This is a genomic window from Paraburkholderia sp. BL18I3N2, assembly GCF_003001875.1.
In the GTDB taxonomy this organism is placed as follows: domain Bacteria; phylum Pseudomonadota; class Gammaproteobacteria; order Burkholderiales; family Burkholderiaceae; genus Paraburkholderia; species Paraburkholderia phytofirmans.
The window spans coordinates 15926-42054 of sequence record NZ_PVNC01000003.1; the positions used below are offsets into that span (position 1 = coordinate 15926).

Consider the following 26129-nt stretch of genomic DNA (forward strand, 5'->3'; position numbering starts at 1 on the left):
CCCTTGGCTACGCGTCATACAAATCGCATCAGACTCATGTCGACCCTAAGTCGCCGTCCAATTCGCACGACCTGAACGGCTCCTTCGGAAGTGCACCTGCCATCCGCTCGTCCGGTGTGCCGAGCGAACGCTCTGCCGCCACCAGTTCAACAACAGCGAAATTTAACGCCGCGACCATGGCTCAGACGAACGGCCCGGTTTCATGCGCTCCAACCCAATCCATCGATCCTTCCGAACGCGCGCTCCAGACTTAAATCACCATGGGATCGTTTCCCCTTGCCAGCGAGTGAACGTCCCTGTGGGGCCGTCCGGACCCAGCAGCGCAACGCGCACCGCCTCGCGAGCGCCTTCCTCGACGGTCTCGGTGCCCGCATATCCGTTGAGGTTCGTCCTGGTAAAACCCGGGGAGACGGCATTGACCTTGATACCTTCTGGCTCAAGTTCGATGGCCATGGCAACCGTCAAAGCGTTGAGAGCCGTCTTGGACGCCGGGTAGACGGGGCCGAAGATCGCGCGGTAGGGGAAGGCCGAGTTCGAGTTCGTCGTCAACGACCCAAGGCCACTCGACACGTTAACGATGCGGGAGCCCGGCGTCTTGCGTAACAGTGGCAGCATTGCCTGGTACACAGCCAGCACGCCAAACACGTTGGTGTCCCACACCGCGCGCATTTCATCGAGATCCACGTTGCTGGGGCGCGTCGTCTTCGCATATTCCTCAACGGACTGACCGGGCTGCTTCCTCGTATTCGAAATGGCCGCGTTCTGGATAAGCACGTCAAGGCGGCCGAACTCGTTTCGAATGCGCTCTGCCGCAGATGTGACCGAAGCCCGGTCCGTCACGTCGAGTTGGAGCGCGACGGCACCCCGCCCGACTTCCGTGGCCGCAGCCTCGCCGCGTTCGAGGCTGCGCGACCCGACCAGCACAGTCAAACCGCGTGCCGCGAGATCCTTCGCAACCTGAAGACCGATTCCTTGATTCGCCCCGGTTACGAGGGCAACGGATTTGTCGTGCATAGCAATCTCCTGAATGTAATGCGCTCGCGCGAGTACAAGCCTTCTTCAATTCATGTCGCCGGGTCAGCGAGCCTCCGCCGCCCATGCTTCGGCATCTGCGCCGGCCGGGATGCGCATGGGCGACGACGGGTCTGTCGCCGCGCGCCAAACGGCCTCGGCGACGTCCTGCGCGCGGGTGATCGGCGAAGAGGTATTCTGCAGTCCTGCGATAACTTTGCGGGCGAGATCAGCGTACGCCTCATGGTCGAGACCATGCATCCGGGCGCGGGCGTTCTCGCCGAACCGGGTGTCGGGCGCGCGGCCCGGCAGCACCAGACGCACCTGCACGCCAAACTGCTCCAGTTCCAACGCCATTGACGCCGTGAATGCGTTCACCGCCGCCTTGCTGGCGCTGTACGCGGCAATTAGAGGCAGCGCCTTCAGCGTGACGCTCGACGTGACATTCACGACGACGCCGGCTTTGCGCTGCCGGAACTGAGGCAGCACGGCCTGCGTCACGGCGATCGTGCCGAAGGTGTTGGTCTCGAAGATATCGCGTACCGTCTCAAGTGCGACCAGTTCCGCCGGCGAAGCCGCGCCGAAGCCCGCGTTGTTGACGAGCACGTCGATCGGGCCGGCCGCCTCGACCGCTTTGCTGATACTTTCCGGATCTGTGACGTCGAGCGCCAGCACGCGCAAACGCTCTGAAGGCGCCAGCAGGTCGGTGCGCGGCGTGCGCATCGTCGCGACGACCTGCCAGTCGCGGGCCAGAAAATAGCGGGCAATCTCGAGGCCAAATCCGGACGAGCAGCCGGTGATCAGTACGGTTTTCATGGACACTCCGGTGTGAGGTGGTTTGCGTATGCCCTTACGATAGACGACCCTGACCGTACCTGCTACCATCTAAAATCCGAATTTCATTCGCAAGAGTCCAGCGATGATCGATCCCTTGGCCGAAGTCGTGACGTTGCTGCAGCCGGGCGCGCGATTTTCCAAGCTGGTTCTGGGTGCAGGCTCATGGCGCGTTCGCCGCTCGGATAGCGGGCAGCCGCTCTACTACGTGATCCTTGAGGGCGCATGCCGCATGGCGATCGAGGGACACGAGCCCATCGAGCTTGTCTCGGGAGACTTCGTGCTGATTCCCGCGGCCTACGGCGTGTCGATGTCCAGCCTCGTGCCGCCACCGCCTGGCGTTGAAACGCTCGCGCCACTCGTGCTTGGCAACAATGAATTCGGCATCGGCGATCCGGATGGTCCGGTCGATTTGCGCATGATGGTCGGCCACTGCAGCTTCGGTTCACCCGACGCATCGCTGCTGGTCTCTTTGCTACCGCAAATCGTGCATGTCCGCGGCGTCGATCGACTGGCCACCCTCGTGCAACTCGTACGGGACGAATCGCGCGCGCAGCGTCCAGCGCGTGAGGTCGTGCTGTCACGACTGCTGGAAGTGCTGCTTATCGAGGCGCTACGGTCGACGGCGGAAACGACAGCATCACCGGGGCTGGTTCGTGGACTGTCCGATGCCCGCCTTGCGGCCGCGATCCGGGTGATGCACGAACACCCTACACGCGCGTGGACGGTTGCTGACCTCGCGAAAGAGGCCGCCCTCTCGCGCTCGACCTTCTTTGAGCGCTTCAACCGCGCGGTGGGCGTAGCGCCCATGGAATATTTGCTCACCTGGCGCATGGCGCTCGCGAAGAACCTGCTACGTCGTAATGAAGGCCGTGTCGCCGAAGTGGCACAGCGCGTTGGCTACAGCTCCGCCAGCACCTTCAGCGTCGCCTTCACGCGGCACGTCGGGCGGCCACCTTCTCAATATGCGCGCGAGGAGCAGGTGTCCACCGACGACACGTGAGCCATCGGAAGCACGCTGTTTCCGGTGGCCGTAAGGCCGAGGAGATCAGTGGCTCAAAGCGATTCACCAATGACGGCTGTTTGAGCAAACAGTCATCTGAATGTTCGAGCGAGGGGATAAACGAGTGACGCTTCCTGGCCGGGACAGCATCCCATCGTCGCCCGGCGTTGACGCCTCACACCTCGGTCTGCTCCGCCATCTCCAGCGCATAGTCGACCTCGATGCCAAGGTACCGCACTGTGCTTTCAAGTTTGGTATGGCCAAGCAGCAGTTGAACGGCGCGGAGGTTCTTGATTCGCCGGTAGATCAGTGACGCTTTCGTACGGCGCATTGTGAGGGTGCCGTACGCACTGTCGTCAAGCCCGATTGACGCGATCCATTTATGTACGCCCGCAAGTACTGGCGTGTCGAGACGTGCGTTGATGCTCGGGGCCGGCTTGGGAGCAGAAAGTCACCCGACACCAGCGCTGCCGCCTTTATCCATGCTTCGACGCTGAATTGCGTCTGCTCGGTAATCTCAAACCGAACTGGCCGTTGCGTTTTCTGCTGCATTACCGTCGCCCGGCTAGCGACGTGTGGCCCGTGGCAAACATCGCAAAACCGAAGCTTTGTTCGATCGCAAGCGCGCAGTTTGCTATCGATCGCCAGATTGCACATGGCGAGGTCGCGAACTCTCGCCCAAAGCTGAAGACGGATGCGAATGGCCCAGATTTCCTTGAGCTTCAGTGGAAGCTTCTGTCCTGTTAGCTTGCCCTTGTTCCAAGGTATCCTGGCGCCGATTATTTCATCAGTCGCGTTCATGACCATCTCCTTTCAAGTGAATGGAGAATTAGTCTGGCTCGCCGTCAACGGGCGCTGCTCGCCCCCACACCGGACGGTCGAGTCCGCGGGAAGCGGACGTTCGCGAACTCGCCTGGCAACGTGTGGATGGCAATATGAAGCTTGCGGCTGTTCTGAGCCGCAAGCCACGTCGGCATCGGCGCCCGTTACACAAGCCCTTGAGCGGTCATCGCCAACAATAGTCTTTCAACGCCGATGCCGAAGCCGGCACCCTCTTGGTATGCGCCACCACCCACCACTTGCTGCTGTGCTCCGAGTTCAATACAGCGCATTTCGAAGCCCCGACCGTTCAGATAGTAGCTGAGGCCTCTACGGGCCGATCCGTCGATTTCATAGCGAAGGCCAAGCGAATCGAAAAAACCGGTCGCTATTTCCTGGCTACGTTTGACCGCCGATTTTGGATCGGGGCAGAGATACTCAAATCCCAGTTGGGAGAATTCACGGTAACGGCCGGCTTGAGGTCGTTCATAGCGGTAGCATCGAGCAATATAAAACAACATCCGTTCCCGTTGGCGGCCCCGCAGTTCGCTGCAACGCTCCTGAAAAAGTGCAGTCGCCTCTGGAATCAGGCAGCAAGCCCGTCCCTTCTTATCGGGAAAGGCCCACATCTGCCCGATGATCTCGCTACCACCGGCCTTTTGAATAAATGTATCTTGCGACCACAAGGTGGGGACAATCGCCTCCTCTGCTCCGACGTTAATGAAGATAGCTCCGATATTGGGTTTCCAGGGCGCGAATCTGAGCGGCTTCCTTGCCAACGATGAAACGTGTTCCGCGAATCATGGTCATGAGAATTCTCTTTGAAGTTGAAAATAAAAAAGGCGCCGGTGGCGCCTTGGTCATTTGTGCATGGAGAGGGAACTACGATCCCGTATTCCCTGCTATGGACGTAACGGACCACGGCGCGTTGGATGTCGACCGTGATGGTGATGGGGCAGATTTGGGACGTTACGAAGTTCCATGGCGTCGATATTGACACATAAACTGATGCCTGTGCAACGACGGCAATGCTTCCACCGTCCGATTAAGGCTGGCCGAACAGGCAGACGGCTTTCTCAGTTGTTTAGCTCAATACGATAGCGAAGAGTCTCAGCGAATCCGTAGGCCGCCGTCTTTCTGAAGCGCTCGATCAAGACGCCGCTGCACGCCGCGATAACCCCCTGCGAGGCAATATTTTCAGGATCAACCGTTAGCTCAACGTGGGGCAAGCCTTGTCGCCTCGCTTGGCCCAGCATCAAATTGAGCGCCTGCTTGGCGTAGCCGTTGCCCCTCTTCCACGGCACGACTGAGAAGCCGATATGTCCGAGTACATACGGCGGCAATTCGGCAGTTCCAGCCTGCCAACGAAATCCGATTGCCCCGCTAACATCACCGTCCCAAATCCATCGGACAACGCTTGGAAGACGGACGATGGTCGAGCCATCAGGTAGAGGAATCGGGCCGCCCGATGCGGTCGGGTCATCTAGGCCGTCGACAAATGCCTCTGCGTTCACTTCTATTGCGTGCAACTGTTCTCGCGCAGCGACCTCCTTACGAACGTTGTCAGGTGACCATCCCGCCTTGAGGGCCGAAATGTAGCTTGGCAGCAATGCGGTCGTGGGTCTCAGCAGTTCAATTGCGCTCATTTTGTTCGGTGTGTGCCACGGAGCAATGTCAATAGTTTAAGCGCTGCCGTCGAATGTCTCAAAATTGCCGAGTCCGGGCCGCCGACGAACGCACCAAACCGACCCGGACCGGTCACTCCCGCTTTCCGAAAGTGGACCTTCAAAGGCTGTAACGTCCGCTCCTGGTGACCGACGTTTGGATGCATTCTCAAGGAATATGCGGCCTCTCGTTGCGATTGAGCACAGTGGGCTTTGCGCGTTACTCCGCGGCGGATGTCGCTCGGGCAGTGGCACGCCGTATTGCTGGCTTCGTGGCCAGTTCATCCAGTGTGATGAAGAACTCGAAGCCCTTGTCATTCTCACTCGTCACCAGAAATCCAAGCCTGCGATGAAAAGCAACAGACAATCGGTTGGTCTTATAGACATGGCTTCGTAGCTCACCGATCCCTCGTTCGATCGCCAAGGTCGCGATCTTCGCGAACAGCTCATTTACCACGGTGTACGTTCGATGCAAGGGGTGCATACCAAAGGCACCAACGAACCAGCACGCTCCTGCTTCCGGGCGAAGCATGGCATAGGCCACGAGTTTCCCGTCCCGTCGCACAGAGCACACCTCATTAATCTCCATGGACTTGCACAATTTTCTCCGGTGCTCGTCTACGTCAAAGGCGTCGCCAGCTCGTTCTGTGTGCTCACGCAATGTAAGTACGTCAAGCGCGAGAAATTCATCGACAGAATGCGACATAAGGGAAGTTCAGGTAAGGGGGAGGCATGGAGAGGCACGCTGCAAGAGTACTTCAGAAAATAATTGCCGCCTGTTCGGACCACTTCAGTAGCAGACCGCGACTGGGCGCCTGCAACTGCATGCAGATCTAATAAGGTGACCCGTCCGCCTTCCGCTTGTTCGAGAATCAACCGTTCACGCGGCGCGGATTGCCTGGCCGTTCCTCACCGAATCAAACCGCGAGTCGAGCGATCAAGAAAATCGTAAAAAGGCTTAACCTCGGCATGGGCTGTTGCAATCTCAGCAATCTCCGGCTTCGCTTCGTCAAGCGTCTTCCCGCTACGGTAAAGCAGCTTGTAGGCATTCCGGATGGCTTGTATCGCCTCCTTGCTGAAGCCACGGCGTTGTAGCCCCGTGGTATTCACTCCGACAGGTGAAGCGTGATTGCCTTGCGCAATAACAAACGGCGGCACATCTTGCGCGACACCAGAACAGCCGCCCACCATAACGTGCGCTCCGATGACGCAGAATTGATGGACTGCGCACATACCGCCGATGATCACGTGATCATCCAGGATAACGTGACCGCCTAGCGTCGCATTGTTTGCCAGAATGCAATGGTCGCCAACGATGCAATCGTGGGCAACGTGCGCATTGACCATTAGAAGGTTGTCGTTTCCGACCTTGGTGATACCGCCTCCTTGGACCGTGCCGCGATGGATCGTGACACTTTCCCGGATTCTGTTGCGATCGCCCACTTCTACGACGGTTGGCTCTCCAGCGTATTTCAAGTCCTGGTTGTCTTCTCCGATCGTGGCGAAAGGGTAGATCGCGTTGTCTCGGCCAATGCGGGTGTGCCCGCTTACGACAACGTGCGACTTAAGGACGGTGCCTTCGCCAATCTCGACGTCACCGCCTATACAACAGTAGGGGCCAATGCGAACTCGAGCCCCAATGACGGCACCTTCTTCAATAACCGCAGTCGGGTGGATGACAGCCGTTTCGTCAATCACAAATTTAACCTCTCAGGAATGTCAGCATTGGACTCTAGCTCAAATTAAATCCTTGAGCAGCGCGGTGTGATTCGCTTTGCGGGCTGAATAAATAAATCTTCGATTTCGCTCGGCTATAGCTTTCAACTAGCTATCGACAACTGAAACCAGGAGAGATTGTTTACGATCATGGCGCATGCCCCGACCTCCGGAATTGGCCGGTTATCGAATTGTGCAAACTGCATGCACCGTGAATCTCGCGAGGTCGCGATCGATAGCGCGCGCCCGACAAGGGACGGTCGCATTGATTGAAAACCGGACTTCCAAACTAATGCAGCACGCAGAACTTCCCACCTGTGAGACCGTCATCAATACTTGACGCAGTAAGATTTGGAACGCCCGAAACCAGAGTGATGGAGCCCACCCGATGACAATAGCTGCAAGTCCGATTGATCCGATCACCGGTATTCTGGAAGCTTTCAAATCCAACGATGTCGTCGCGATTTGCGACGGCGGCCACGGATGTGAACAAGCTTATGCTTTTCGGATTTCGCTGATTCGGGACCCCAGATTTGCTTGCATCGTGAACGATATCGTAGTTGAAAGCGGAAATTCCCTTTACCAGGAGATGATGGACCGGTTCGTTGCGGGAGAAGACGTACCCGAAAATCAACTCCGCCAAGCGTGGCAAAACACTACGCAACCCCACGATGTGTGGGATCGTCCAGTCTTTGAGGGGCTTTTTCGTGAGGTGCGCGATGTGAATGCCTCGCTCCCTAAAGACCGTCAGATTCGTGTCTTGTTGGGCGATCTGCCGATCGATTGGTCGAAAATCAAAAACGCTGAGGAGTTCGATGAAGCTTCGAGGGCCGTAGGCGACCGCAACAGCTGTGCAGTAGAAATCATCCAACGTGAAGTGCTGGCCAGGCAGCGCCGCGCCTTGGTCGTCTACGGTGGCATGCACTTGTTGCGTAAAAACCTGTACTGGCAAACGACAAACCAAGAGAAGGCGGAACAACGATTCAATCCGCTACCGAATAGCATCGTTTCGTTGCTGGAAAGCCAAGGAGTCAAAGTCTATTCTGTTTGGGTTCCAGTGTTTGTTGATCCGGCGACCTTACAGCCCGACGTCAACTCCTGGCCGACCCCTAGCCTTGCGGACATTCGCCGCACCCCGCTCGGGGAGGCGAGTTTTCGCTCGTATTATCCGCACGCCATGTTTATCGAGCATGATGATGTCATTGTAGAGATCTACGTCGATCCTATTCGCTCTCCGGTGATGCAGGAGCAGTTCGACGCCATCCTTTATCTTGGGTCGCCTTCGGGGCTGACCTGGAGTCAACTCTCTCCCGCGTTGTCCTCAGATCCGGAATACATCAAAATGCGCTCGGACAGGCTAGCATGGGCCAGCTTCGGTGGAGGCCGCTAACTCGTTCACGTCCGTCCGATTGGATTCCGGAAGAACTGCATCACGCTGCTCGTCAGTTGCCAGCGAGCCACGAGGGGAATTTTGTCGACGAGTTGGGTGGCACCGTCGAACGTCCCAAATTGGCCGAACGCCGCTTAATGCGCTACGCATAAGCCGGGCAAGACGGAAAGTCAAATTCTTCAAAGGTGGTGATTGCGGTCGGCGGTCGACGAATGGGCGGCCGTCCGAGCGACTGGCGAAAATCTTGGTGCCAGACGATATCCCCGTCCCTACACGTTGAGCCACGTATGCCTAAAACCGACCGCAACCCACAAGCGTCCCACTCGCATTTCCCCACCAACGATGAGATTCTTTCAATTCTTTCGGATCGCGTCGATGGGAGGAGGCAAAGCGTAGGAATCGTGGTCGGCATGATCGATGGTGGCAGGCGGCGTGTCGTGAGCTATGGCCGCCACAGCGCCGACAACACCAGCACTCCTGATGGCGACTCTGTGTTCGAGATAGGGTCAATCACAAAGGTCTACACGGCATTCCTACTCGCCGATATGGTCGGGAGAGGAGAAGCAACATTCGACGAGCCGGTTCAGGATCTGCTTCCAAGCGGCGTAGCGGTACCTGAGCGTAACGGCCGGAAAATAACGCTGCAGCAGCTATCAACACATTTGTCCGGCCTTCCCAGAATGCCCGACAACTTCAATGGCGACGATCCCGATCCTTATCGGCATTACACCGTTGACGCGCTCTACCAATTCCTCGCAGCGCACGAACTCACGCGCGATGTTGACACGGTTGAAGAATATTCCAATCTTGGTGTCGGCCTGTTGGGCCACGCGCTGACGTGCCGTGCCAACAAAGACTATGAGACCTTGATCCGCGAGCGCGTCACTGGTCCGCTGGGTATGCGTAGCACATCGATCGAGTTGTCAGATTCCATGAAAATCCGTCTTGTACCCGGACATGACGCCTCACTGCGGCCGGTACTAGGATGGAATCTCGGTCCTTCACCCTTTGCCGGAGCAGGCGCACTTCGCTCGACAGTAAACGACCAGCTGACCTTATTGGAGACCATCTTCGGGCAGCGTAAATCCAGCCTCGACCAGGCGATTGAAGAAACGATGACGCTGCGCCAACGCGTAGCGGATCAAGATATTGCACTCGGTTGGGGAGCGAAAGCACTAGGCGACGACGTACTGTACGGTCACGACGGTGGCACGGCGGGCTATCGCTCGATGATGTTGTTCTACCGCCGCGCGCGGACCGGCGTGGTATTAATGTCCAACGCAGCGGGTGACGTGGGCGACATTGCGCACCATCTTTTGAATCCGGCTAAGCCGTTGAACAAAGCACGGGTGATCGTCCCGGTTGATCAGGCAGTGCTGCAATCCTACACAGGTCGTTATGAACTGCGAGCGGACTTTGTGATCATTGTGACGGAAGCGGATCAACATCTGATTGCTCAGGCGACAGGTCAAGGCCCGTTCGGCATCTTTCCCGAAAACGCCCAGGAGTTCTTCGCGGACTTCGACCTAAATGTTCAGGTCATTTTTAATGTTGATTCTCATGGCGTCGTCGTTTCCATGACGCTGCGTCAGCATGGAAAGGACACTGAAATGTTGAAAATCGGATGAGTTAGAGCAACTTCGACATCGGCGCACAGTCTGGCGTCCGGCAGAAGGAATGAACGGGATGCGGTGTATTCGCCGATCGTCGACAATCTAAACGTTACTCGCGGATGTCTTAAATTGGCCGGACTGAGCCTGAAGCCGACTGGATCATGTTCAGACAGGTGATCGGCTCCCGAGACAAGCGATCTGAGCACCACCCGTCCGGCATTAATTCAGGGATCGTTAGCGCCCGCCCATCTTCCGCTCGCGCCATAGGCGAAGCAACTCTTCCTGCTCGCCGACACTTCCTTCAAAACTAGGAATGCCATCTGGAATCAGAAACCATGGCTGCTTGCTGCGGGTGAATATGTGCGCTATCGGGGAAAATTCGCTTTGGTTTTGCAGTGTGCCTGGTCTGAGTATCGCCAGATCGGGCTGATCGATGGGCTCGGCCCAAAGCCGCGTGTCACAGCCCGCGCATGCCTTGCTGCGCCGCTGCCGCCCGCGACCAAAATCAAACGTCAGCATGATCGGCTCACCTTCCAGGACATGTAAATCCCCTCGACGGACCCACATCACAGACAGCGCAGCCCCGCCTGTTCTTCGCTGACAGGTGGTGCAATGACAAACATAAAAAGTGAGTGGTTCGCGCCGGAGCTCAAACTTGATCCGACCGCAGAGGCAGCTACCGGCATAGGGTGCGGGCATACAAGGTTCCTAAATACCGCAGATTAAAAACGGTAAACTTTGTTAGCCCGGAACGTGCGTGAGCCAGCGAGAATTGTCGACGATCCGCCGACGATTGTCGAACGGCCGTTCCTGGCCGGACAGGCCCCGTCGCCGCCCGGCGTTGGCACTTCACATCTCGGTCTGTTCCGCCATCTCAAGCGCATCGTCGACCTCGATGCCGGGATACCGTACGGTGCTTTCGAGCTTGGTGTGTCCTGGCAGCAGCTGAACCGCCCGCAGATTCCTGGTGCGGCGGTATATCAGTGACGCCTTCGTTCGCCGCATCGTCGGATGCGTACCGTAAGCCGTATCGTCGAGCCCAATTGATCCGATCCAGCGATGGGCCAGTCGAGCGTACTGACGTGTCGAGAGATGCGGCGAGCCGTGAATCCCGCTCTGAAACAGATCGTCGCCCGACGAAAGTCCCGCCGCCTGGATCCAGGCTTCAGCACTCGCGCGAGTCTGCTCAGTGATTTCGAACAACGGACCTTCGCAAAGCGCAGTGTGATTTCCTGGCTCAACGTCCCTGGCTCGCTCGCATGATGCCGAGGAGGCTTCAACTGCGCACCGCCACTGTAACCACGACAAGAGCCGAGAAGATCAGCGCCGGGGCGAGATGCCGGAACGGCTCCCTGTTTCGTAGCAACGTGAAGAGCGCGCCGGTCATGATCACACCGGCCAGCGCTAGCCCCAGCACTCTGGTTTGTTGTCGAGAAAGAAGTGCTGCACTGAGCAACTCGAGAGCACCACAAAACAATCGGAACCATGCCGGGTAACCCCAGCGTGCAAAGTCGCGCGTCACCGTGCCGAGCCCTGCCAGATTAACCGCTCCGGCAATCGCAAACAGGACCGCTACAGTCGTCGCGAGGATCGATTCGAAAAATACCGTGGTGAGCACCATCGTCATGCTCCGGTGCTTTGCTGAAAGTGCTTCTGTGAAGAAAGGTCCGCAACCAGGCCGGGGCCGCAGGGCTCCCACCCAAGAACTCGCCGGGCGTGCTGGCCACTTGCCGACTGGTCTAGCGCCAATGCGTCGGCAAATGGTCCAAGCGATTTGCGCGCGTCGTCGAGCGGCCAGAATTCGACGCGGTCGGCGCCGATCGAGGCTCGAATCGCTTCGCCTATTTCGGCAACGGCAACGGCATCTTCCGCGACAACGTTGAAGATCTGTCCCGTGACTCGATCGTCCCCGCTTGCCGCCCGCTCCACCGCGCTCAGATAACCTGTGGCGAGATCATCGACATGCACGGCGGGCCAGTGATTACGACCATCCCCGACGACTCTTACACTGCCGGTCTGGCGGACCATGCCGGCAAGCATGCCGAAGACGCCGCCGCCGTGACCGTGCACCATCGCCGGCCGGAGGATCACTGCAGCAATCGAGCGGCGTGCCGCCAGCGTCTGCACGTGTTGCTCAACTGCGGGACGCCAGGCGACGAGTGGTGTCGGGTTCAACGCCGTTGCTTCAGTCGCGGCCGCGCCCTCCGTGTTGCCGTACACCCATGTGCCCGATGTATAGACGAACGACGCACCCGGATGCAAATGTGCAAGCATCGCATCAACCGCGGCCTTGTCAGCCGCAGCGGCGGAGGCATCGTTGGTCGACGCCATGTGCATCACGCCATGTGCGGCACCGGCAATCGCAGCGAAAGACTGAGGCCTGTGCAGGTCACCGCGATGCAGTTTCACGCCGAGATCTGCGAGCGCGCTGGCGGCCACCGATGTGTCGTTGCGCACCAGCGCCGTCACATGATGGCCCCGACTGATTGCCTTACGAGCGACCGCTTGCCCGATGTAGCCCGTGCCACCTGTAATAAATAATTCCATAGCGTTTTCCTCGACGGATTGCCTGCGAAGTTGACCGACCACGAAAACGAGACTAATGAGTCTCGTTTGACTTCAATGTAAACGAGACTGGTCAGTCTTGTCAACCGTGCGACGATCTGCTATTTATCGGACATGGACATGAACTCTTTCTCCGACCTGAGCCCGCTGCAGCGCCGTAAGCGGTCCGCCATCCTCGACGGCGCGAAAACCGTTTTTTTAAGCCAGGGCTTCAGCCTGGCAACGATGGACGATGTCGCCGCGGCCGCGGGCGTCGGCAAACAGACGGTCTACCGCCACTTCAAGTCGAAAGAAGCACTCTTCGTTGGTCTGGTGAGTTCGATGTGCGCTCAGGTGGGTGAACTTCTCGCCAGCGCTCTGGACGAGCAATCCGATGGATCACCGGAAGTCGAGTTGCACGAATTGGGATGGGTGTTGGCACGAAGCCTTATCGAGCCGGATTATCTAAGGCTTTACCGGGCCATCGTGGCTGAGGCCGAGCGCCTTCCCGAGCTAGGTCGGGTCTTTTATGAAAATGGTGCGAAGGTCGTGCGCGTCTTCTCCGCAAGAATTCTGGGAAAGCGATTCGACGAATCGACTGCTGCATTGCGGGCGGCGACATTCGTTCAGTTGGTGCTCGGCGACGCGTATCTGGAACTGTCCATTGGCTACACGGTGCCCGATGTTGAAGCGCGCTTTGCGCTGCAGATCGACGAGGCGGTGTCGGCCGCGCTTCGGTAAAGGAATGCGGCATAAAGATGTCGAGCAACCGCATGCGAAACGCAATGGCCATGAAACGCGACCTGCCGCCTCGAAGGTACGGATACAGCCAGGCCGAGGTGCTCGATGCGTTACTTCTAACATGCTCAGGCCGTGTCATTGACATGCCGATCGACGCTTTCGCGCGGCCAGACCGCTCCCAACTTCGCGGATGCTTCCTGCAAAAGCGCGTGGAAGGCGTCGTAACGCTCCGGCGCGATCCGTAAGACCGGTCCAGCGATGCTAATTGTCCCGACTACCGCCCCGTCAATCAGCGAACGCACGGTCACCGCCATAGCGACGACGCCTGGCTCCGCCTCCTCGACGACGAGACCATAGCCGCGCTGCCTCGTCAGTTCGAGCTCCGGTATCAATTGGTCGACACTAGTGATCGCCTTCGGTGTTCCCGCGCCGTTGGGCTTGCCGAGTCCTCCACGCAATGCGTACCCGATGGCTTCGTCATTCGACATTGCCGCCAACCATGCCTTTCCGACTGATGTCGCATGCAATGTGATGGGACTATGCATGGACGGCGAATACATGAGACCCGGTGCCGCGCCCTGAGACGCGGCAAGCCACGCAAGCGTCCCTTCATTGACCACCGTCAGCCGGACCAGCTCATGGCACTGGGCGGCGACCTCGTCGAGGATCGGCTGCACCAGGCCCGGCAGACCAAGCCCATGCAGATACCGCTGACCGAGCAAAGAAAGTTTTAAGGTCAAACGGTATTGGGAAGTCTGTTCGTCTTGTTCGGCCCACCCCTGCTCGCACAACTGCGCAAGCACCCGATGGGCCGGACCTTTCTCCAGCTCGAGTTGAACTGCGATGTCGGACATTCGCATCCAGCGCGCTTCGCGCGCCAGCAACTCGATGGCTTGAAGCGAACGATCAACTGCTCCCTTGACAACTCTCATAATTTACGTAATATAGTTCTTAGTGGAACGGTGTTACAACAATAAAAAATACGCACTGAAAAGTCAATCCAAGACGGAGACAAGTCATGAGTGGAAGCACCCAGATTGAGGCCCATCGTCAGCGCCAGTCGAAGATAGCCGCGGCCAGCGGCTGGATTGGCTCAGCACTTGAGTACTACGATTTCTTCATTTATGCGACCGCAGCGTCGTTGCTTTTCCCGCAGCTCTTCTTCCCTTCTCGGAACCCAACAGTAGCTATCATCGCATCCCTGGCGACTTTCGGTGTCGGCTATGTTGCCCGGCCCATAGGCGCTATGGTGCTCGGCCACGTCGGCGACCGGCACGGCCGGAAGACGGTACTGATTTTCTGCATGTGTTTAATGGGCTTTTCGACGATGGGCGTGGGACTCCTGCCCACGTATCAGCAGGTCGGCATCTGGGCTCCGTTGCTGCTCGTCATCCTCCGGCTCATTCAGGGATTCGCGGTAGCGGGAGAGGTCTCCGGCGCCAGTTCCATGATCCTTGAGCATGCACCGTTCGGCCGACGTGGGTACTTCGCGAGCTTTACCCTACAAGGGGTGCAAGCCGGGCAGCTCCTCGCGGCAGCGGTCTTCTTGCCGTTGGCGCATTTCTTACCGAAAGATCAATTTGTCTCCTGGGGATGGCGCATCCCGTTTCTCCTCAGCTTTGTCGTCATCATCATGGGGTACATCATTCGCCGCCAGGTTGAAGAAACTCCCGCTTTTCGCGAGGAGCAGGCTCACGGCGAGGTGCCCTCCTCACCGGTTGTCGAGGTCCTGCGACAGAGTTGGGACGATGTCTTGCGCGTCGTCTGCATGGCGCTCGTTGCGGTCATCGCGCTTCTTGCTACGGTGTTCGGCGCCGCGTATGCAGTCCAGCCGGCCTACGGTATCGGCTTTCCTGTTGGCGTCTTTCTTTGGATTCCGGTTCTCGGAAACATCTGCTCGGTCATACTGATTCCCTTCGTCGGCAATCTCTCTGACAAAATCGGCCGCAGGCCGCCAGTTCTTGCCGGCGTGCTCAGCGCCGGGCTGCTCTCTTTTGGTTACCTGTACGCCATCAGCATCCATAACCTCTGGCTCACGATACTTCTTTCGGTGCTGATGTGGGGCATCGCCTACCAGGGCTTCAACGGGGTGTTCCCGAGCCTTTTCCCAGAACTATTCCGCACGCGCGTGCGCGTGACGGGGATGGCCATCGGACAAAACGTTGGGACGACGCTTGCGGCACTGACGCCCACACTCTTTGTAGCCGTCGCGCCCCCCGGCACCGCCAACATTCCGCTGAAGATCGGCTTGCTAACGTTCGGCATCTGTCTTATCGCCGCGTTCGCTGTATTCACTACGCGAGAGACATATCGGATCCGCCTTAACGATCTCGGCGACCGCGATGCGGTGCCCGTCCCTAAAGCGGAGTACGAGCGCTTGCGCGGCGAAGCGATTGCCGGAACGACCAGAAATGCCGATGCGCAGGATCTCGCAAAACAGCTTCGCTCGTAGGCTTTTACGACGGCTGTATTCGTTGCGACCATCGTGTTGGCGCAACTCAGCACGAGCCAAGCCGAAGCGACGCGACGCTTGCGAACACATTGACGCTATACATAGGGTATGCACATGCACAACGAAGACACCCCCCGTTACGACGGCCCACGCGAGCTCGCGCAATCTCTGAGCGCATTTGCGCGCATCAGCGCGGCCGAGGCGCCCTGGAACCAGGAAGGCCTGCGTGCCGATTCTGAGTACCGCGACCTCGGACTCGCCGCGGTGACTAACGGTCGCATCGGCGCGAAGCACATTCGTGCGCTGAAGCCGTTCACCGATCCTACTGGCTGGCATTGGCACGACATGACCGGGCACTACCTGTATGTGCTCCGCGGATCCGTCACGTTCCGTTTCGCGGGAGTAGAAGGCGACGTGACGCTCAAGGCCGGAGAGGGTCTGTCGCAGCCCGCCGGCGTGCCGCACAACGTCATGTGGCGCTCCGACGACCTGGAGGTCATCGAGATCAACGAGCCCGCCCACTACGGGACCTGGGATCTTGACGTGCCACCGGCGCCATGGAAGTGACGGGCATTACACCGGTTCGTAATCAAAGTGGCCTGGTCTGAAAACGCATGATCCATCCCGCCCTCAGTAAGCCCAATTTCCGAGCAGTCAGATAAGACTGCGTCAACAGTCAACATCGAAGGCCACGCAGCAATGGATCCACATATCACAGGAAAAACGCGACTTTATGGGTTGGTGGGCGATCCACTAACGGCCGCCAAGTCGCCACAGTTATTGAACCAGCTTTTTACTGAACAGCGCGTGGACGCGGTTTGCGTTCCGTTCTGGGTCAACGCGGAAAATCTGCCGGCCTTCGTCAGCGGTGCGCGAGCGATGGGCAATCTGTCCGGCGTGCTGGTCACCATGCCTCATAAACAACGGATGCTCGCGCTTGTCGACGAACTTGATCCGACTGCCCGTCAGGTCGGGGCGCTCAACGTCATTCGCTGCGAACCAGATGGACGCTGGGTTGGCGCGATATTCGATGGCGTCGGCTGCGTTCTTGGGATGCAGTGGGAAGGCAACCATCCGGCGAATAAGTCCGTGCTTCTCGTTGGCGCCGGAGGCGCTGGTAGCGCCATCGCATTTGCCGTCGCAGCCGCTGGCGCCAGCAAGCTGACCATATCTGATGTCGATGAGAACCGGGCTGGCGACCTTGCGGCATCCGTCGCCGCCGAAACACGATGCGACGCTCGTTCGGGGCCACCCGACCCGCAAGGATTCCAGGTCGTGATCAATGCCACGCCGCTCGGCATGAGAGCGAACGATGCCATTCCGGTCGATCCGGAGCGGCTCGCGCCCGGCGCCATCGTCGTCGACATCATCAATGCGGCCGAGCCAACGCCGCTTCGCCGCGCCGCGCAAGCGCGTGGTTGCCGCACGCAGGACGGCGGCCCGATGCATCAGGGGCAGGCTTTCTATGCACTCAGGTTTCTGGGCTTCGATTACCACCCCAATGGACGATCAGCACCAGACGACGGCCCGCGATAAGCGCCGGGCAGGAATGCCTGACGGTCAAGTCAAAAAATATGCGCAAAGCGCCCGAGCGCCGACAGTCGCCCGCAAGTTCGGTTTCGCTTTCGAAGCATGAAGTGATTGAAAATTTTTAAAGGAGAATGCGTATGAGAGTCGCCTTGCTGGAGGTCAGCCATTGGCATGTCCCGCTCTATCTTGATGCGCTGGAGGCGCCGGGGATTGAAGTGGTCGCCGTGTCGGATGCAGAGCATGTTAAGGGAGAGGCTATTGCCGCGCGCTTCGGCAGCAAGTTGTATTCGTCGGCCTATGAACTGCTGGAGCGCGAGCAAGTCGATTTCGCATTTGTGTTCGGGCGGCATTCCGAAATGCCGGCGCTCGCAGAGGCCGTGATCGCAAAAAACATTCCGTTCGCGCTGGAGAAACCGTGTGGCATCAACATGTCGCAGGTCACCCGGCTTCGTGCACTGACCGAGGAAGCCAATCTTTATTGCGCAGTACCGTTGATCTTTCGAATGAGCGAATTGCTGAACTCGCTCGAAGATGCCGAGGGGCGCATACCGTCGGATTTCAATTACATGTCCTTCCGGTTCATCGTGGGACCACCCAGCCGGTACGAAGCAGCAGGCGCCGGCTGGGCGCTCGATCCCGAGTATTCCGGAGGCGGATCGACGATCAACGTCGCTACTCATTTCATCGACATGTTCAGATTGCTCACTGGCAAGGAGATCGTCCGAGTCTCCGCGACGATGAACTCAAGAACGCATCGAGGCGCGGTTGAGGACTATTCCCTGCTGACCATGCAGACCGAAGACGGCGTGATCGGCCTGGTGGAAACGGGATACAGCTTTCCCAGTACCGCCGACGAGCAGCGCGAATTCTCGTTCACTGTGGCATCCGATCGTATGTACGCGAAATCCGGCCCGGACCGAATCGAGATACGCGACAGAAACAACCTTTCCGCAGGCACGCGAAGCCGCCGCCTCCAGCTTGAAACTGACATCTACTACCCCTTGTTCGTCAAGCGGGTACTCGCCGAGTGCCGTACTGGCGTAACGCCAATCGCGTCATTGCGCGATGCAGAGTTGATGATGCAAGTCATGGATGCGGCCTACGCATCGGCCAGGCAAGGGGGTGCGCTTCAAACTCTCGAGCCGATTCCCAAGTGACGGATTGCCCGGATCGCAAGCTCATGCTGCAAACAGGTCATTGCAATGCAGGCAACTACCCTTCGCCGAAGGAAGGGGACTGGATCGCGCGCGAATTCCGCTTCAACACCGGCGAGGTGATGCCGGAGTTGAGGCTCCACTACCGTACCATCGGCGACCCGTCCGGTGAGCCGGTCCTAGTCCTGCACGGCACGGCGGGCACTGGTGCCAGTATGCTGACGCCTGATTTCGCGGGAGAGCTGTTCGGTCCCGGACAGCCGCTCGATGCCGACAAGTATTTCATCATCCTTCCGGACGCGATCGGAGCCGGTGGATCGTCCAAACCGTCGGACGGACTGCGCACACGATTTCCGGCTTACCACTACGACGACATGGTGCTCGCGCAGCACAGGCTATTGACCGAGCATCTGAACATCGGGCACCTGCGCCTGCTGATCGGTAACTCGATGGGCGGCATGCACGCATGGATCTGGGGTGCGCGGTATCCGGAGTTTATGGATGCGCTCGTGCCAATGGCGTCGCAACCGACGGAGATGTCCGGCCGCAACTGGATGCTGCGCCGCATGCTCATCGAGATGGTCCGAAACGACCCGGAGTACCGGGACGGTCAATACATCAGCCAGCCAAGTTCCTTGCGCTTTTCCAACGCCTTTTTTGCGCTGGCCACCAACGGCGGGACGCTCGCCTGCCAAAAGCAGGCGCCGACGGTCCACCTGGCCGACAAGTACGTCGACGCAAGGTTGGCACAGCCGTTCACATTGGATGCCAACGACTTTCTATATCAATGGGGTGCCTCGCGCGGCTATAATGCGGCTCCCGGACTGGAAAACATCAAGGCTACGGTCCTGGCCATAAACGCCGCTGACGACGAACGCTACCCGCCGGAGACCGGCCTAATGGAGCGCGCGATGCAACTTATCCCGAACGGCCGGCTGCTTCTGATCCCTGCGAGCGAGGACACGTGCGGCCACGGCACCAGTGGACTGGCTCGCTTCTACAAGCGTGAGTTGCACGAACTGCTACAAACGACGCCGCGCAGAATCGGTGAGTGACGCCCTTATAGGCCTACAGATCACCGCGCCTGCTCAGAGACGTCTTTGTCTCCGGTATCGAAGCCGGCAGTCTGAAAAAGACGGTCGCCGCTATGACACTCTCCACGCGGCATCGACCGTCTCCGAATGGCCAACCCGAGCGACGGCCATTGCACCAGACAGACCCGATGCAGACGGTTAACCTCCGGATGCCCGGCGGCAGATGTGCGATGCGGAGCAGCCTTTCAGTCGCGCTTACTTGCTTACACCGGCCGGCCCCAGGCAAACACGGCGCGGGGAAGTCACGGTCGGCTTAGCAGCATTGCGAGGCTCGAATGATATTAATGTGCGCTCACATGATTGCGCTAATTTGCCAAGGTACGAATTCGTTCTGTCCGTAACCATGCAGCTCACTGCGAGTACGGTTCCCCGAAGCGACATCTAGCAGCAATTCGAAAAGCACTCCGCCCAGTTGCTCGATCGTCGTTCTCCCTTCCAACACTTCCCCGCAGTTCAGATCCATATCGTCGGACTGTCGTTGCCAAAGTGCCGTGTTCGTTGCAAGCTTGACGGATGGCGTGGGCGCGCAGCCGTAAGCTGAACCGCGTCCCGTCGTGAAGCAGATCAGGTTCGCGCCGCCGGCCACCTGGCCCGTAGCCGACACCGGGTCGTAGCCCGGCGTGTCCATAAAAACCAGGCCGCGCGCCGTGATTGGCTGAGCATATTCGTACACCTCGGTCAGATTGGTAGAGCCGGCTTTCGCAATGCCGCCCAGCGATTTTTCAAGGACGGTCGTCAACCCCCCTGCCTTGTTGCCCGCCGACGGGTTGTTGTTCATTTGCGCCCCTTGGCGATTCGCGTAGGCTTCCCACCACCTGATGCGATCAAGCAGCTTTCGACCCACCTCGGGCGTCGCGGCGCGGCGCGTGAGTAAGTGCTCCGCGCCATAGATTTCGGGCGTCTCCGAGAGAATCGCGGTGCCGCCGTGCCGCACCAGCAGATCAACGGCTGCGCCCAGCACTGGATTGGCCGTAATGCCAGAATACCCGTCCGACCCTCCGCATTGAAGACCGACCGTGAGATGACTTGCGCTGACCGGCTCCCGCCTCACGTTGTTTGCCTCGGGCAACATGTGGCGAACCAGTTCGATACCCTTCGCGATTGTCAGTGTGGTCCCACCGCTGTCCTGGATCGTGAACGTTCGCAAGCGGTCGTGTTCCCGGAGTCCCTGCGTCTCAAGAAGTCGCGGGATCTGATTCGTTTCACAACCGAGGCCGACGACCAGCACGCTTGCGAAGTTCGGATGGCATGCATAGCCTCCAAGCGTCCGCTGCAAGATCGCCAGACCATCGCCTTCAGAGTCGATCGCGCAACCCGAACCGTGTGTGAGTGCCACGACGCCATCGACGTTCGGGAATGCGGCCAATTCATCTGGATGAATGTCGCGGCGAAAATGATCAGCAATGGCCCGCGCAACGGTGGCTGAGCAATTCACCGAGGTGAGGATCCCGATGTAGTTGCGTGTGGCCACACGGCCGTCTTCCCGGACAATGCCCCAAAATGTTGCCGGCTCATTCGACGGAACAGTCGGACGCGCAGCCTGCCCGAACGCGTAGTCGCGCGCAAAGTCGCCCATCGCGAGGTTGTGGGTGTGTACATGCTGCCCCGAGCGAATTGACTGACTCGCAAAGCCGATTACCTGGCCGTAGCGGTGCACCGCCTCGCCCTGACGGATGTCACGTGTCGCCACTTTGTGACCGGGCGGAATCAGTCCTGAAACCGTCACCGCTTCTTTGTCGATCACCGTGCCGGAAACAAGCTGTTCGAGCGCGATAACAACATCGTCGGCAGGATTGAGCCGTATGACACGAGCCGACATCGACGCAGTGGATGGCTCGGACGTGTCGGCAATATTCAACGACATGGCACTACTCCTACGTTTCTCAAGGGAAAGACCAGTCGCGTCTGGTTATTATGATTCGCGCGAACGGCCGTGCAGCGGTCCTCGGACAACGCTTGACCGCTTAGCCAGCGCTCCAGGGCGTTTTACAGCGCGTGTACTCAAGTTGATAGAGCGTCGTATCCGGTGCTGTTGCGCCGGGTTTGGGCAACGCCGCGAGTCCCGAAACTAAACGGTCCACCGCTGAACGGACATAGTCCGACCGGCACCCTTCGACTAACACGATCCATGTAGGTACCTGCGTGCCTTCCGAACGCGCCTTCTTCTCCGCCGTTTCCACCTTGCTGATCGCTTCGTCGGCAAGGCACAGGTGCACGCCCGTGATACCCGGCAGATCCACGAGGGACGGCAACACGCGCTGACGCAAACCCTTTACGACGTCTGCCCGCGCATCCGAAGGCACGTCGAAGCGCACGGTCATGAGATAGGCACCCTGCCCGACACCGTCCGAATAGGCGACGTGACAGATTGAGCGTGCGACGCTGCGAAAGGAAGCGACCACCTGCCGGGTCCACGGCGTCGGCGTATTGAGTCGAGAAAGGTAGTCTTGCGCGCCAAGAACCTCGACCGTATCGGCCTCGTAAAGATTGAAGTACTCAGGACCTGCATCCAGTGCTATGAAGCGCCGACCGCGCCTGAACCCGGGTATCCCGGCGCGTTCGGGCATGTGCTCACGGTTGTGCCACTCGTAGAATTCATCCTTCGCTTCCGGCAGCAGGTCATGCCAGATTGCTACGACGCCAGTTCCAGCAAGGCTCATATCTCCTCCCTTTAACAAATCGAATAGTCTTATGCCGAGGGATACTCGCCGCGGCCCCAAGCCGCGCCGAGTGTATCCACGTACTGCACAACCTTTTGTGTCTGCTCGCCGAGTCCGCTGCCGCCGAGCGTCATCGTGTCGCCTGCTTTGAGAAAAACCGGCGGTTTCTGACCGAGGCCTACGCCAGGAGGCGTGCCCGTAATAATCACGTCGCCCGCCATCAAAGGCATGAAGCGGCTGAGATACGTCACGATGTGCGCGATATTGAAGATCATGGTCCGCGTGTTGCCGGTCTGACGACGCGTGCCGTTGACGTCGAGCCACAGGTCCAGAACCTGCGGGTCGGGAATTTCATCACGCGTGACAAGCCACGGTCCGAGCGGAGCGAACGAAAATCCGCTTTTACCCTTGGTCCACTGGCCTTCGCGTTCGAGCTGATATGCGCGTTCGGAAACATCATTCGCGAGGCAGTAGCCTGCCACATGTTCTAACGCGTCGGCTTCGTCGATCTGCCAGGCGGGTTTGCCGATCACCACGCCGAGTTCGACCTCCCAGTCCAGCTTTTGCGCGTCTGCGGGCAAGACGACCGGGTCGTTCGGGCCGCTGATGGAGCCCGTATGCTTGTTGAACACCACAGGTTCGCGTGGTATCGGCGTGTCAGTTTCAGCAGCATGATCGGAGTAGTTCAGACCAATGCACACGAGATTACGGACGTTGCCGACGCAGGCGCCGAGACGCGTGCCCGCTTCAACGACGGGTAGACGATCTAAATCGAGTTGGCTCAGCTTTGCAAGAGCGACTGGCGAGACAGTCGTTCCATCAATGTCGCTCACGATGCCGCGCAGATCGCGGATCGCGCCGCGCGAATCGATGATGCCGGGGTGCTCCTGGCCAGGCTGGCCGAAACGGACGAGACGCATCTGATGCTCCTATCAAGACAAAAAAGTAATCGGCAATGTGCCGAGGTTGCCGAAGCCAACACGCAACTCACAGCCGATTGGCAAGTCCAGCACACCCGCGTAAGAGCCGGTGATAACAGCCTGGCCCGCAAGCAGTCCGAGGCCGCGGACACGAAGGAAATTGATGAGCCACACGATCGGCGCCAGTATGCTGCGATCAGGGTGGCGGCCTGCGAACGTGACTGCTTCTTCCCCGACGCTGGCCAGACTGATGTCCAATTCGACGGGGAGATCGGCCAGCGTCGCGCCTTCGATCGAATTAACGCGGGGTCCAATGACAAGGCCGGCATTGAACAGGCCGTCTGCCAGTAGTTCAGGGAACGTCAGCGTTTCGGGATGCGAATAACGACTGCCTAGCAATTCAAGCGCGAGGTGCGTGTGCCCAAGAGCGGCGAGCACCTCAGCTTCGCTATAGGCTTCGCGTCGTGGGGGCAGGTCGCGGTTCAGCAGACAGGCCAGTTCCGGTTCCGCCCGCACAAAGGCACGCGGAGGCCCACTCATGCGACATACGCCGCCTCGATGGATATCAGCGTCATAGATCGGCGCGGCGATGACTTTGCCTTGCTGCGGAAGCGCGCATTTCCATGCGCCGATCCTCTGACCTAGCTGGTAGCTGACCTCTTGCTGGATTGCAAAACCGTCGTCCACATTTGCAGGCAACAGTTCGACAGGTAGCCGCTCGACGAGCTCGCCTTTTTGGCGCGCTGTCACAAGAATGCGTGCTGCCTCTGCACGCGGACTGGCGATAGCCTTGGCGCCCTGTGTTGCAGCTGGCGCGTTCATGCCGCCCTACCTTTGTCAGTGCTGTTTCGACAGCGCCTGACAGAACGAACCAGTTCCCGGCACTGCGCCGCCACCGCATCGAGGATGGGCTGCACCAGCCCCGGCAAGCCGAGCCCACGCAAGTACCGCTGACCGAGCTCGGAAAGCTTCAAAGTCAGACAGTCCTGGGATGTGTGTTTGTCCCGTTTAGCCCAGCCCTGGTCGCACAGCACCGCAAGCACTCGATGGGTTGGGCCGTTCTCCAGTTCGCGTTCACCGCTGACGTTGGACATGCGTATCCAGCGTGCTTCACGTGCGAACAACTCGATGACTTGCAGTGAACGGTCAACTGCGCCCTTGACAACTCTCATAGTGTTGATAACATTGTTCTTAGTGGAACTGTGTTACAACAATAGAGAACACGCACAGAAAAGTCAATCGAAGACGGAGACAAGTTATGAATCGAAGCACCCCAGCTGACGTAAATCGCCTGCGCCAATCGAAAACAGCAGCGGCCAGCGGCTGGATTGGATCAGCGCTTGAGTACTACGATTTCCTCATTTATGCGACCGCAGCGTCATTGGTCTTTCCGCAACTTTTCTTCCCCTCTGGCAATCCGACGGTCGCGATCATTGCATCACTGGCGACTTTCGGTGTCGGCTATGTCGCCCGCCCGGTAGGCGCTATGGTGCTCGGCTACGTCGGCGATCGGCACGGTCGAAAGACGGTGTTGATTTTCTGCATGTTCCTGATGGGCATTTCCACGATGTGCGTGGGACTTTTACCCACGTATCGGCAGGTCGGCATCTGGGCTCCGGTGCTGCTCGTCATTCTCCGGCTCGTTCAAGGGTTCGCCGTCGCAGGAGAACTCTCCGGTGCCAGCTCCATGATTCTTGAACATGCACCGTTTGGTCGGCGCGGCTACTTTACGAGCTTCACCATCCAGGGGTCTCAGGCTGGGCAGCTTCTGGCGTTTGGGGTCTTCCTGCCCCTCGCGCATTTCATGCCGAAGGACCAGTTCGCTTCCTGGGGATGGCGGATTCCGTTCCTGTTCAGCGTTGTCGTTATCATTGTGGGTTACATCATCCGCCGCCGGGTTCAGGAAACCCCCACTTTTGCCGAGGAGCGAGCTCACGGTCAGGTCCCCGCCTCACCGGTCGCCGAAGTCCTGCGACAGAATTGGGGCGATGTTTTGCGTCGTCTGCATGGCGCTCACCGCCGTCGTCGTGTTTCTCGCTACGGTGTTCGGCACTGCGTACGCGGTACAGCCGGCGTACGGTATCGGCTTTCCCGCCGGTGTCTATCTCTGGATTCCGGTTCTCGGTAACGTCTGTTCGGTCCTACTGATTCCTTTCGTCGGCAGTCTCTCAGACAGGATTGGCCGCAGGCCGCCAGTACTTGTCGGGGTCTTGAGCGCCGGCCTGCTTTCCTTCGGCTTCCTCTACGCGATCAGCATTCACAGCCTCTGGCTCTCGCTGATTTTTTCCACGCTCATGTGGGGCATCGCCTACCAAGGCTTCAACGGTGTGTTCCCAAGCCTGTTCCCAGAACTCTTCCGACCGCGAGTGCGCGTGACGGGAATGGCCATCGGACAGAATGTCGGGACGACCTTATCGGCCTTGATCCCCGCACTTTTCGTCGCAGTCGCGCCCCCTGGGTCCACCAACATCCCATTGAAGATCGGTTTTCTCACATTCGGCATTTGTCTGATCGCCGCGTTCGCCGCGTTCACCACTCGGGAAACGTACCGTATCCGCCTTGACGAGCTCGGCGACCGCAACGCTATTCCTGTACCAACGGCCGAATATGAACGCCTGCGCAGTGAGTCGATGGTCGCGACGAGCAAGAATGCCGCTGAATCCGGGTTTGCCCACAACGTGCGGTCTTAAACCGTCGTCGGCCGCCTGCTCCGCGTAATCGCTCCTTGGGCACAACGCAAATCGGACATCCATGCAAACGTATAACTCGGCGCCGGACGCCGGTTCGAATGTGCACGAGTCCTCGCCTCGTCGTGCGCCGGCGGATCGCCATCGGTCGGCGCAGCTTGGGGCACGCGCGCATTCACGCCAACTCGGGTATATCGGTCTACTGATTTATCGCGTGCCCGAGTTAATTCGCAAGTTCATATATCCGAGGACGTGCAGGCTGGCGAATGCGGCTTCGATGTAGTCGAAACGTAACCG

Annotated in this window: 25 protein-coding genes and 3 pseudogenes; 11 read left to right on the forward strand and 17 right to left on the reverse strand. The window is 58.8% G+C overall.

All coding sequences use genetic code 11. The annotated features are described in order from the left end of the window. Positions 1-255 precede the first annotated feature (255 nt). Complete coding sequence (locus B0G75_RS09625) at positions 256-1014, reverse strand: SDR family NAD(P)-dependent oxidoreductase (RefSeq protein WP_106303799.1); 759 nt, start codon at positions 1012-1014, stop codon at positions 256-258. 63 nt (positions 1015-1077) lie between these two features. Then, positions 1078-1827, reverse strand: a complete 750-nt coding sequence (locus B0G75_RS09630) for an SDR family oxidoreductase (RefSeq protein ID WP_106303802.1) — start codon at positions 1825-1827, stop codon at positions 1078-1080. Positions 1828-1930: 103 nt separating this feature from the next. Here B0G75_RS09630 and B0G75_RS09635 point away from each other — a divergent pair, with 103 nt between their 5' ends. Then, positions 1931-2848 (forward strand): AraC family transcriptional regulator, encoded by a 918-nt coding sequence (locus tag B0G75_RS09635; RefSeq protein WP_106303805.1) that lies wholly within the window; start codon positions 1931-1933, stop codon positions 2846-2848. Between the two features lie 175 nt (positions 2849-3023). On the opposite strand, the pseudogene B0G75_RS09640 reads toward B0G75_RS09635, so the two are convergent. Both B0G75_RS09640 and B0G75_RS09645 read right to left on the reverse strand, forming a co-directional pair. After that, positions 3024-3649, reverse strand: a pseudogene (locus B0G75_RS09640) (tyrosine-type recombinase/integrase). A 185-nt stretch (positions 3650-3834) separates the two neighbouring features. Further along, positions 3835-4446: an ATP phosphoribosyltransferase regulatory subunit gene (locus B0G75_RS09645; protein ID WP_106303808.1), complete on the reverse strand. Its 612-nt coding sequence runs from the start codon at positions 4444-4446 to the stop codon at positions 3835-3837. 29 nt (positions 4447-4475) lie between these two features. Here B0G75_RS09645 and B0G75_RS40135 point away from each other — a divergent pair, with 29 nt between their 5' ends. Then, positions 4476-4664 carry a hypothetical protein gene (locus B0G75_RS40135; protein WP_146142491.1) on the forward strand — a complete coding sequence of 63 codons (189 nt, stop codon included), beginning with the start codon at positions 4476-4478 and terminating at the stop codon, positions 4662-4664. Between the two features lie 79 nt (positions 4665-4743). Here B0G75_RS40135 and B0G75_RS09650 read toward each other — a convergent pair whose 3' ends face one another. The 3 genes from B0G75_RS09650 to lpxA all read right to left on the reverse strand — a co-directional run bounded on the left by B0G75_RS09650 (position 4744) and on the right by lpxA (position 7026). Further along, positions 4744-5313 carry a GNAT family N-acetyltransferase gene (locus tag B0G75_RS09650; RefSeq protein ID WP_106303811.1) on the reverse strand — a complete coding sequence of 190 codons (570 nt, stop codon included), beginning with the start codon at positions 5311-5313 and terminating at the stop codon, positions 4744-4746. A gap of 238 nt (positions 5314-5551) precedes the next feature. Then, positions 5552-6037: a GNAT family N-acetyltransferase gene (locus tag B0G75_RS09655; RefSeq protein ID WP_106303814.1), complete on the reverse strand. Its 486-nt coding sequence runs from the start codon at positions 6035-6037 to the stop codon at positions 5552-5554. 203 nt (positions 6038-6240) lie between these two features. Then, entirely contained in the window at positions 6241-7026 is a 786-nt protein-coding gene (lpxA, locus tag B0G75_RS09660; protein WP_219908276.1) for an acyl-ACP--UDP-N-acetylglucosamine O-acyltransferase, read from the reverse strand. 409 nt (positions 7027-7435) lie between these two features. On the opposite strand from lpxA, the gene B0G75_RS09665 reads away from it, so the two are divergent. Both B0G75_RS09665 and B0G75_RS09670 read left to right on the forward strand, forming a co-directional pair. Next, the gene (locus tag B0G75_RS09665) at positions 7436-8437 is read left to right on the forward strand and encodes a hypothetical protein (RefSeq protein ID WP_106303820.1); all 1002 of its coding nucleotides are present in this window, start codon (positions 7436-7438) and stop codon (positions 8435-8437) included. A gap of 287 nt (positions 8438-8724) precedes the next feature. Further along, positions 8725-10065, forward strand: coding sequence for a serine hydrolase (locus tag B0G75_RS09670; protein WP_181309219.1), 1341 nt, complete (start codon positions 8725-8727; stop codon positions 10063-10065). A gap of 219 nt (positions 10066-10284) precedes the next feature. Here the strand turns inward: B0G75_RS09670 and B0G75_RS09675 are convergent, their stop codons facing one another. From B0G75_RS09675 to B0G75_RS09690, 4 genes and pseudogenes are all read right to left on the reverse strand, one after another. Then, a complete protein-coding gene (locus B0G75_RS09675) occupies positions 10285-10749 on the reverse strand; it encodes a GFA family protein (protein ID WP_106303826.1) in 465 nt (154 codons plus the stop codon). Between the two features lie 150 nt (positions 10750-10899). Next, positions 10900-11256: pseudogene (locus B0G75_RS09680) on the reverse strand (integrase); the annotation flags it as partial. A 70-nt stretch (positions 11257-11326) separates the two neighbouring features. Then, the gene (locus B0G75_RS09685) at positions 11327-11677 is read right to left on the reverse strand and encodes a DoxX family protein (protein ID WP_258194309.1); all 351 of its coding nucleotides are present in this window, start codon (positions 11675-11677) and stop codon (positions 11327-11329) included. Beyond that, on the reverse strand, positions 11674-12639 hold the full coding sequence (locus B0G75_RS09690) for an NAD-dependent epimerase/dehydratase family protein (RefSeq protein WP_258194310.1): 966 nt from the start codon (positions 12637-12639) through the stop codon (positions 11674-11676). The genes B0G75_RS09685 and B0G75_RS09690 overlap by 4 nt, the downstream gene beginning before the upstream one ends. Positions 12640-12735: 96 nt before the next feature. Here B0G75_RS09690 and B0G75_RS09695 point away from each other — a divergent pair, with 96 nt between their 5' ends. After that, positions 12736-13335, forward strand: a complete 600-nt coding sequence (locus tag B0G75_RS09695) for a TetR/AcrR family transcriptional regulator (protein ID WP_258194312.1) — start codon at positions 12736-12738, stop codon at positions 13333-13335. A 125-nt stretch (positions 13336-13460) separates the two neighbouring features. Here the strand turns inward: B0G75_RS09695 and B0G75_RS09700 are convergent, their stop codons facing one another. Beyond that, positions 13461-14267: an IclR family transcriptional regulator gene (locus B0G75_RS09700; protein ID WP_106303838.1), complete on the reverse strand. Its 807-nt coding sequence runs from the start codon at positions 14265-14267 to the stop codon at positions 13461-13463. Between the two features lie 86 nt (positions 14268-14353). Between B0G75_RS09700 and B0G75_RS09705 the strand changes: the two genes are divergently transcribed. From B0G75_RS09705 to B0G75_RS09725, 5 genes are all read left to right on the forward strand, one after another. Then, on the forward strand, positions 14354-15787 hold the full coding sequence (locus B0G75_RS09705) for an MFS transporter (protein WP_106303841.1): 1434 nt from the start codon (positions 14354-14356) through the stop codon (positions 15785-15787). A gap of 114 nt (positions 15788-15901) precedes the next feature. Next, positions 15902-16354 (forward strand): cupin domain-containing protein, encoded by a 453-nt coding sequence (locus tag B0G75_RS09710; RefSeq protein ID WP_106305537.1) that lies wholly within the window; start codon positions 15902-15904, stop codon positions 16352-16354. A 132-nt stretch (positions 16355-16486) separates the two neighbouring features. Then, positions 16487-17323, forward strand: coding sequence for a shikimate dehydrogenase (locus tag B0G75_RS09715; protein WP_106303844.1), 837 nt, complete (start codon positions 16487-16489; stop codon positions 17321-17323). Positions 17324-17454: 131 nt separating this feature from the next. Further along, the gene (locus B0G75_RS09720) at positions 17455-18474 is read left to right on the forward strand and encodes a Gfo/Idh/MocA family protein (protein ID WP_106303847.1); all 1020 of its coding nucleotides are present in this window, start codon (positions 17455-17457) and stop codon (positions 18472-18474) included. Positions 18475-18497: 23 nt separating this feature from the next. Next, complete coding sequence (locus tag B0G75_RS09725; RefSeq protein WP_106303850.1) at positions 18498-19526, forward strand: alpha/beta fold hydrolase; 1029 nt, start codon at positions 18498-18500, stop codon at positions 19524-19526. Between the two features lie 331 nt (positions 19527-19857). On the opposite strand, the gene B0G75_RS09730 is transcribed toward B0G75_RS09725, so the two are convergent. The 5 genes from B0G75_RS09730 to B0G75_RS09750 form a co-directional block, all read right to left on the reverse strand. Continuing rightward, entirely contained in the window at positions 19858-21429 is a 1572-nt protein-coding gene (locus tag B0G75_RS09730) for a UxaA family hydrolase (protein WP_106303853.1), read from the reverse strand. 100 nt (positions 21430-21529) lie between these two features. Next, positions 21530-22225, reverse strand: a complete 696-nt coding sequence (locus B0G75_RS09735) for a hypothetical protein (RefSeq protein WP_106303856.1) — start codon at positions 22223-22225, stop codon at positions 21530-21532. Between the two features lie 29 nt (positions 22226-22254). Further along, a complete protein-coding gene (locus B0G75_RS09740; RefSeq protein WP_106303860.1) occupies positions 22255-23145 on the reverse strand; it encodes a fumarylacetoacetate hydrolase family protein in 891 nt (296 codons plus the stop codon). Between the two features lie 12 nt (positions 23146-23157). Continuing rightward, a complete protein-coding gene (locus B0G75_RS09745; protein ID WP_106303864.1) occupies positions 23158-23967 on the reverse strand; it encodes a 2-keto-4-pentenoate hydratase in 810 nt (269 codons plus the stop codon). Next, positions 23964-24317 carry a helix-turn-helix domain-containing protein gene (locus B0G75_RS09750; protein ID WP_146142492.1) on the reverse strand — a complete coding sequence of 118 codons (354 nt, stop codon included), beginning with the start codon at positions 24315-24317 and terminating at the stop codon, positions 23964-23966. The genes B0G75_RS09745 and B0G75_RS09750 overlap by 4 nt, the downstream gene beginning before the upstream one ends. A gap of 86 nt (positions 24318-24403) precedes the next feature. Between B0G75_RS09750 and B0G75_RS09755 the strand changes: the two are divergent. Continuing rightward, a pseudogene (locus tag B0G75_RS09755) lies at positions 24404-25835 on the forward strand (MFS transporter). Positions 25836-26129 lie beyond the last annotated feature (294 nt).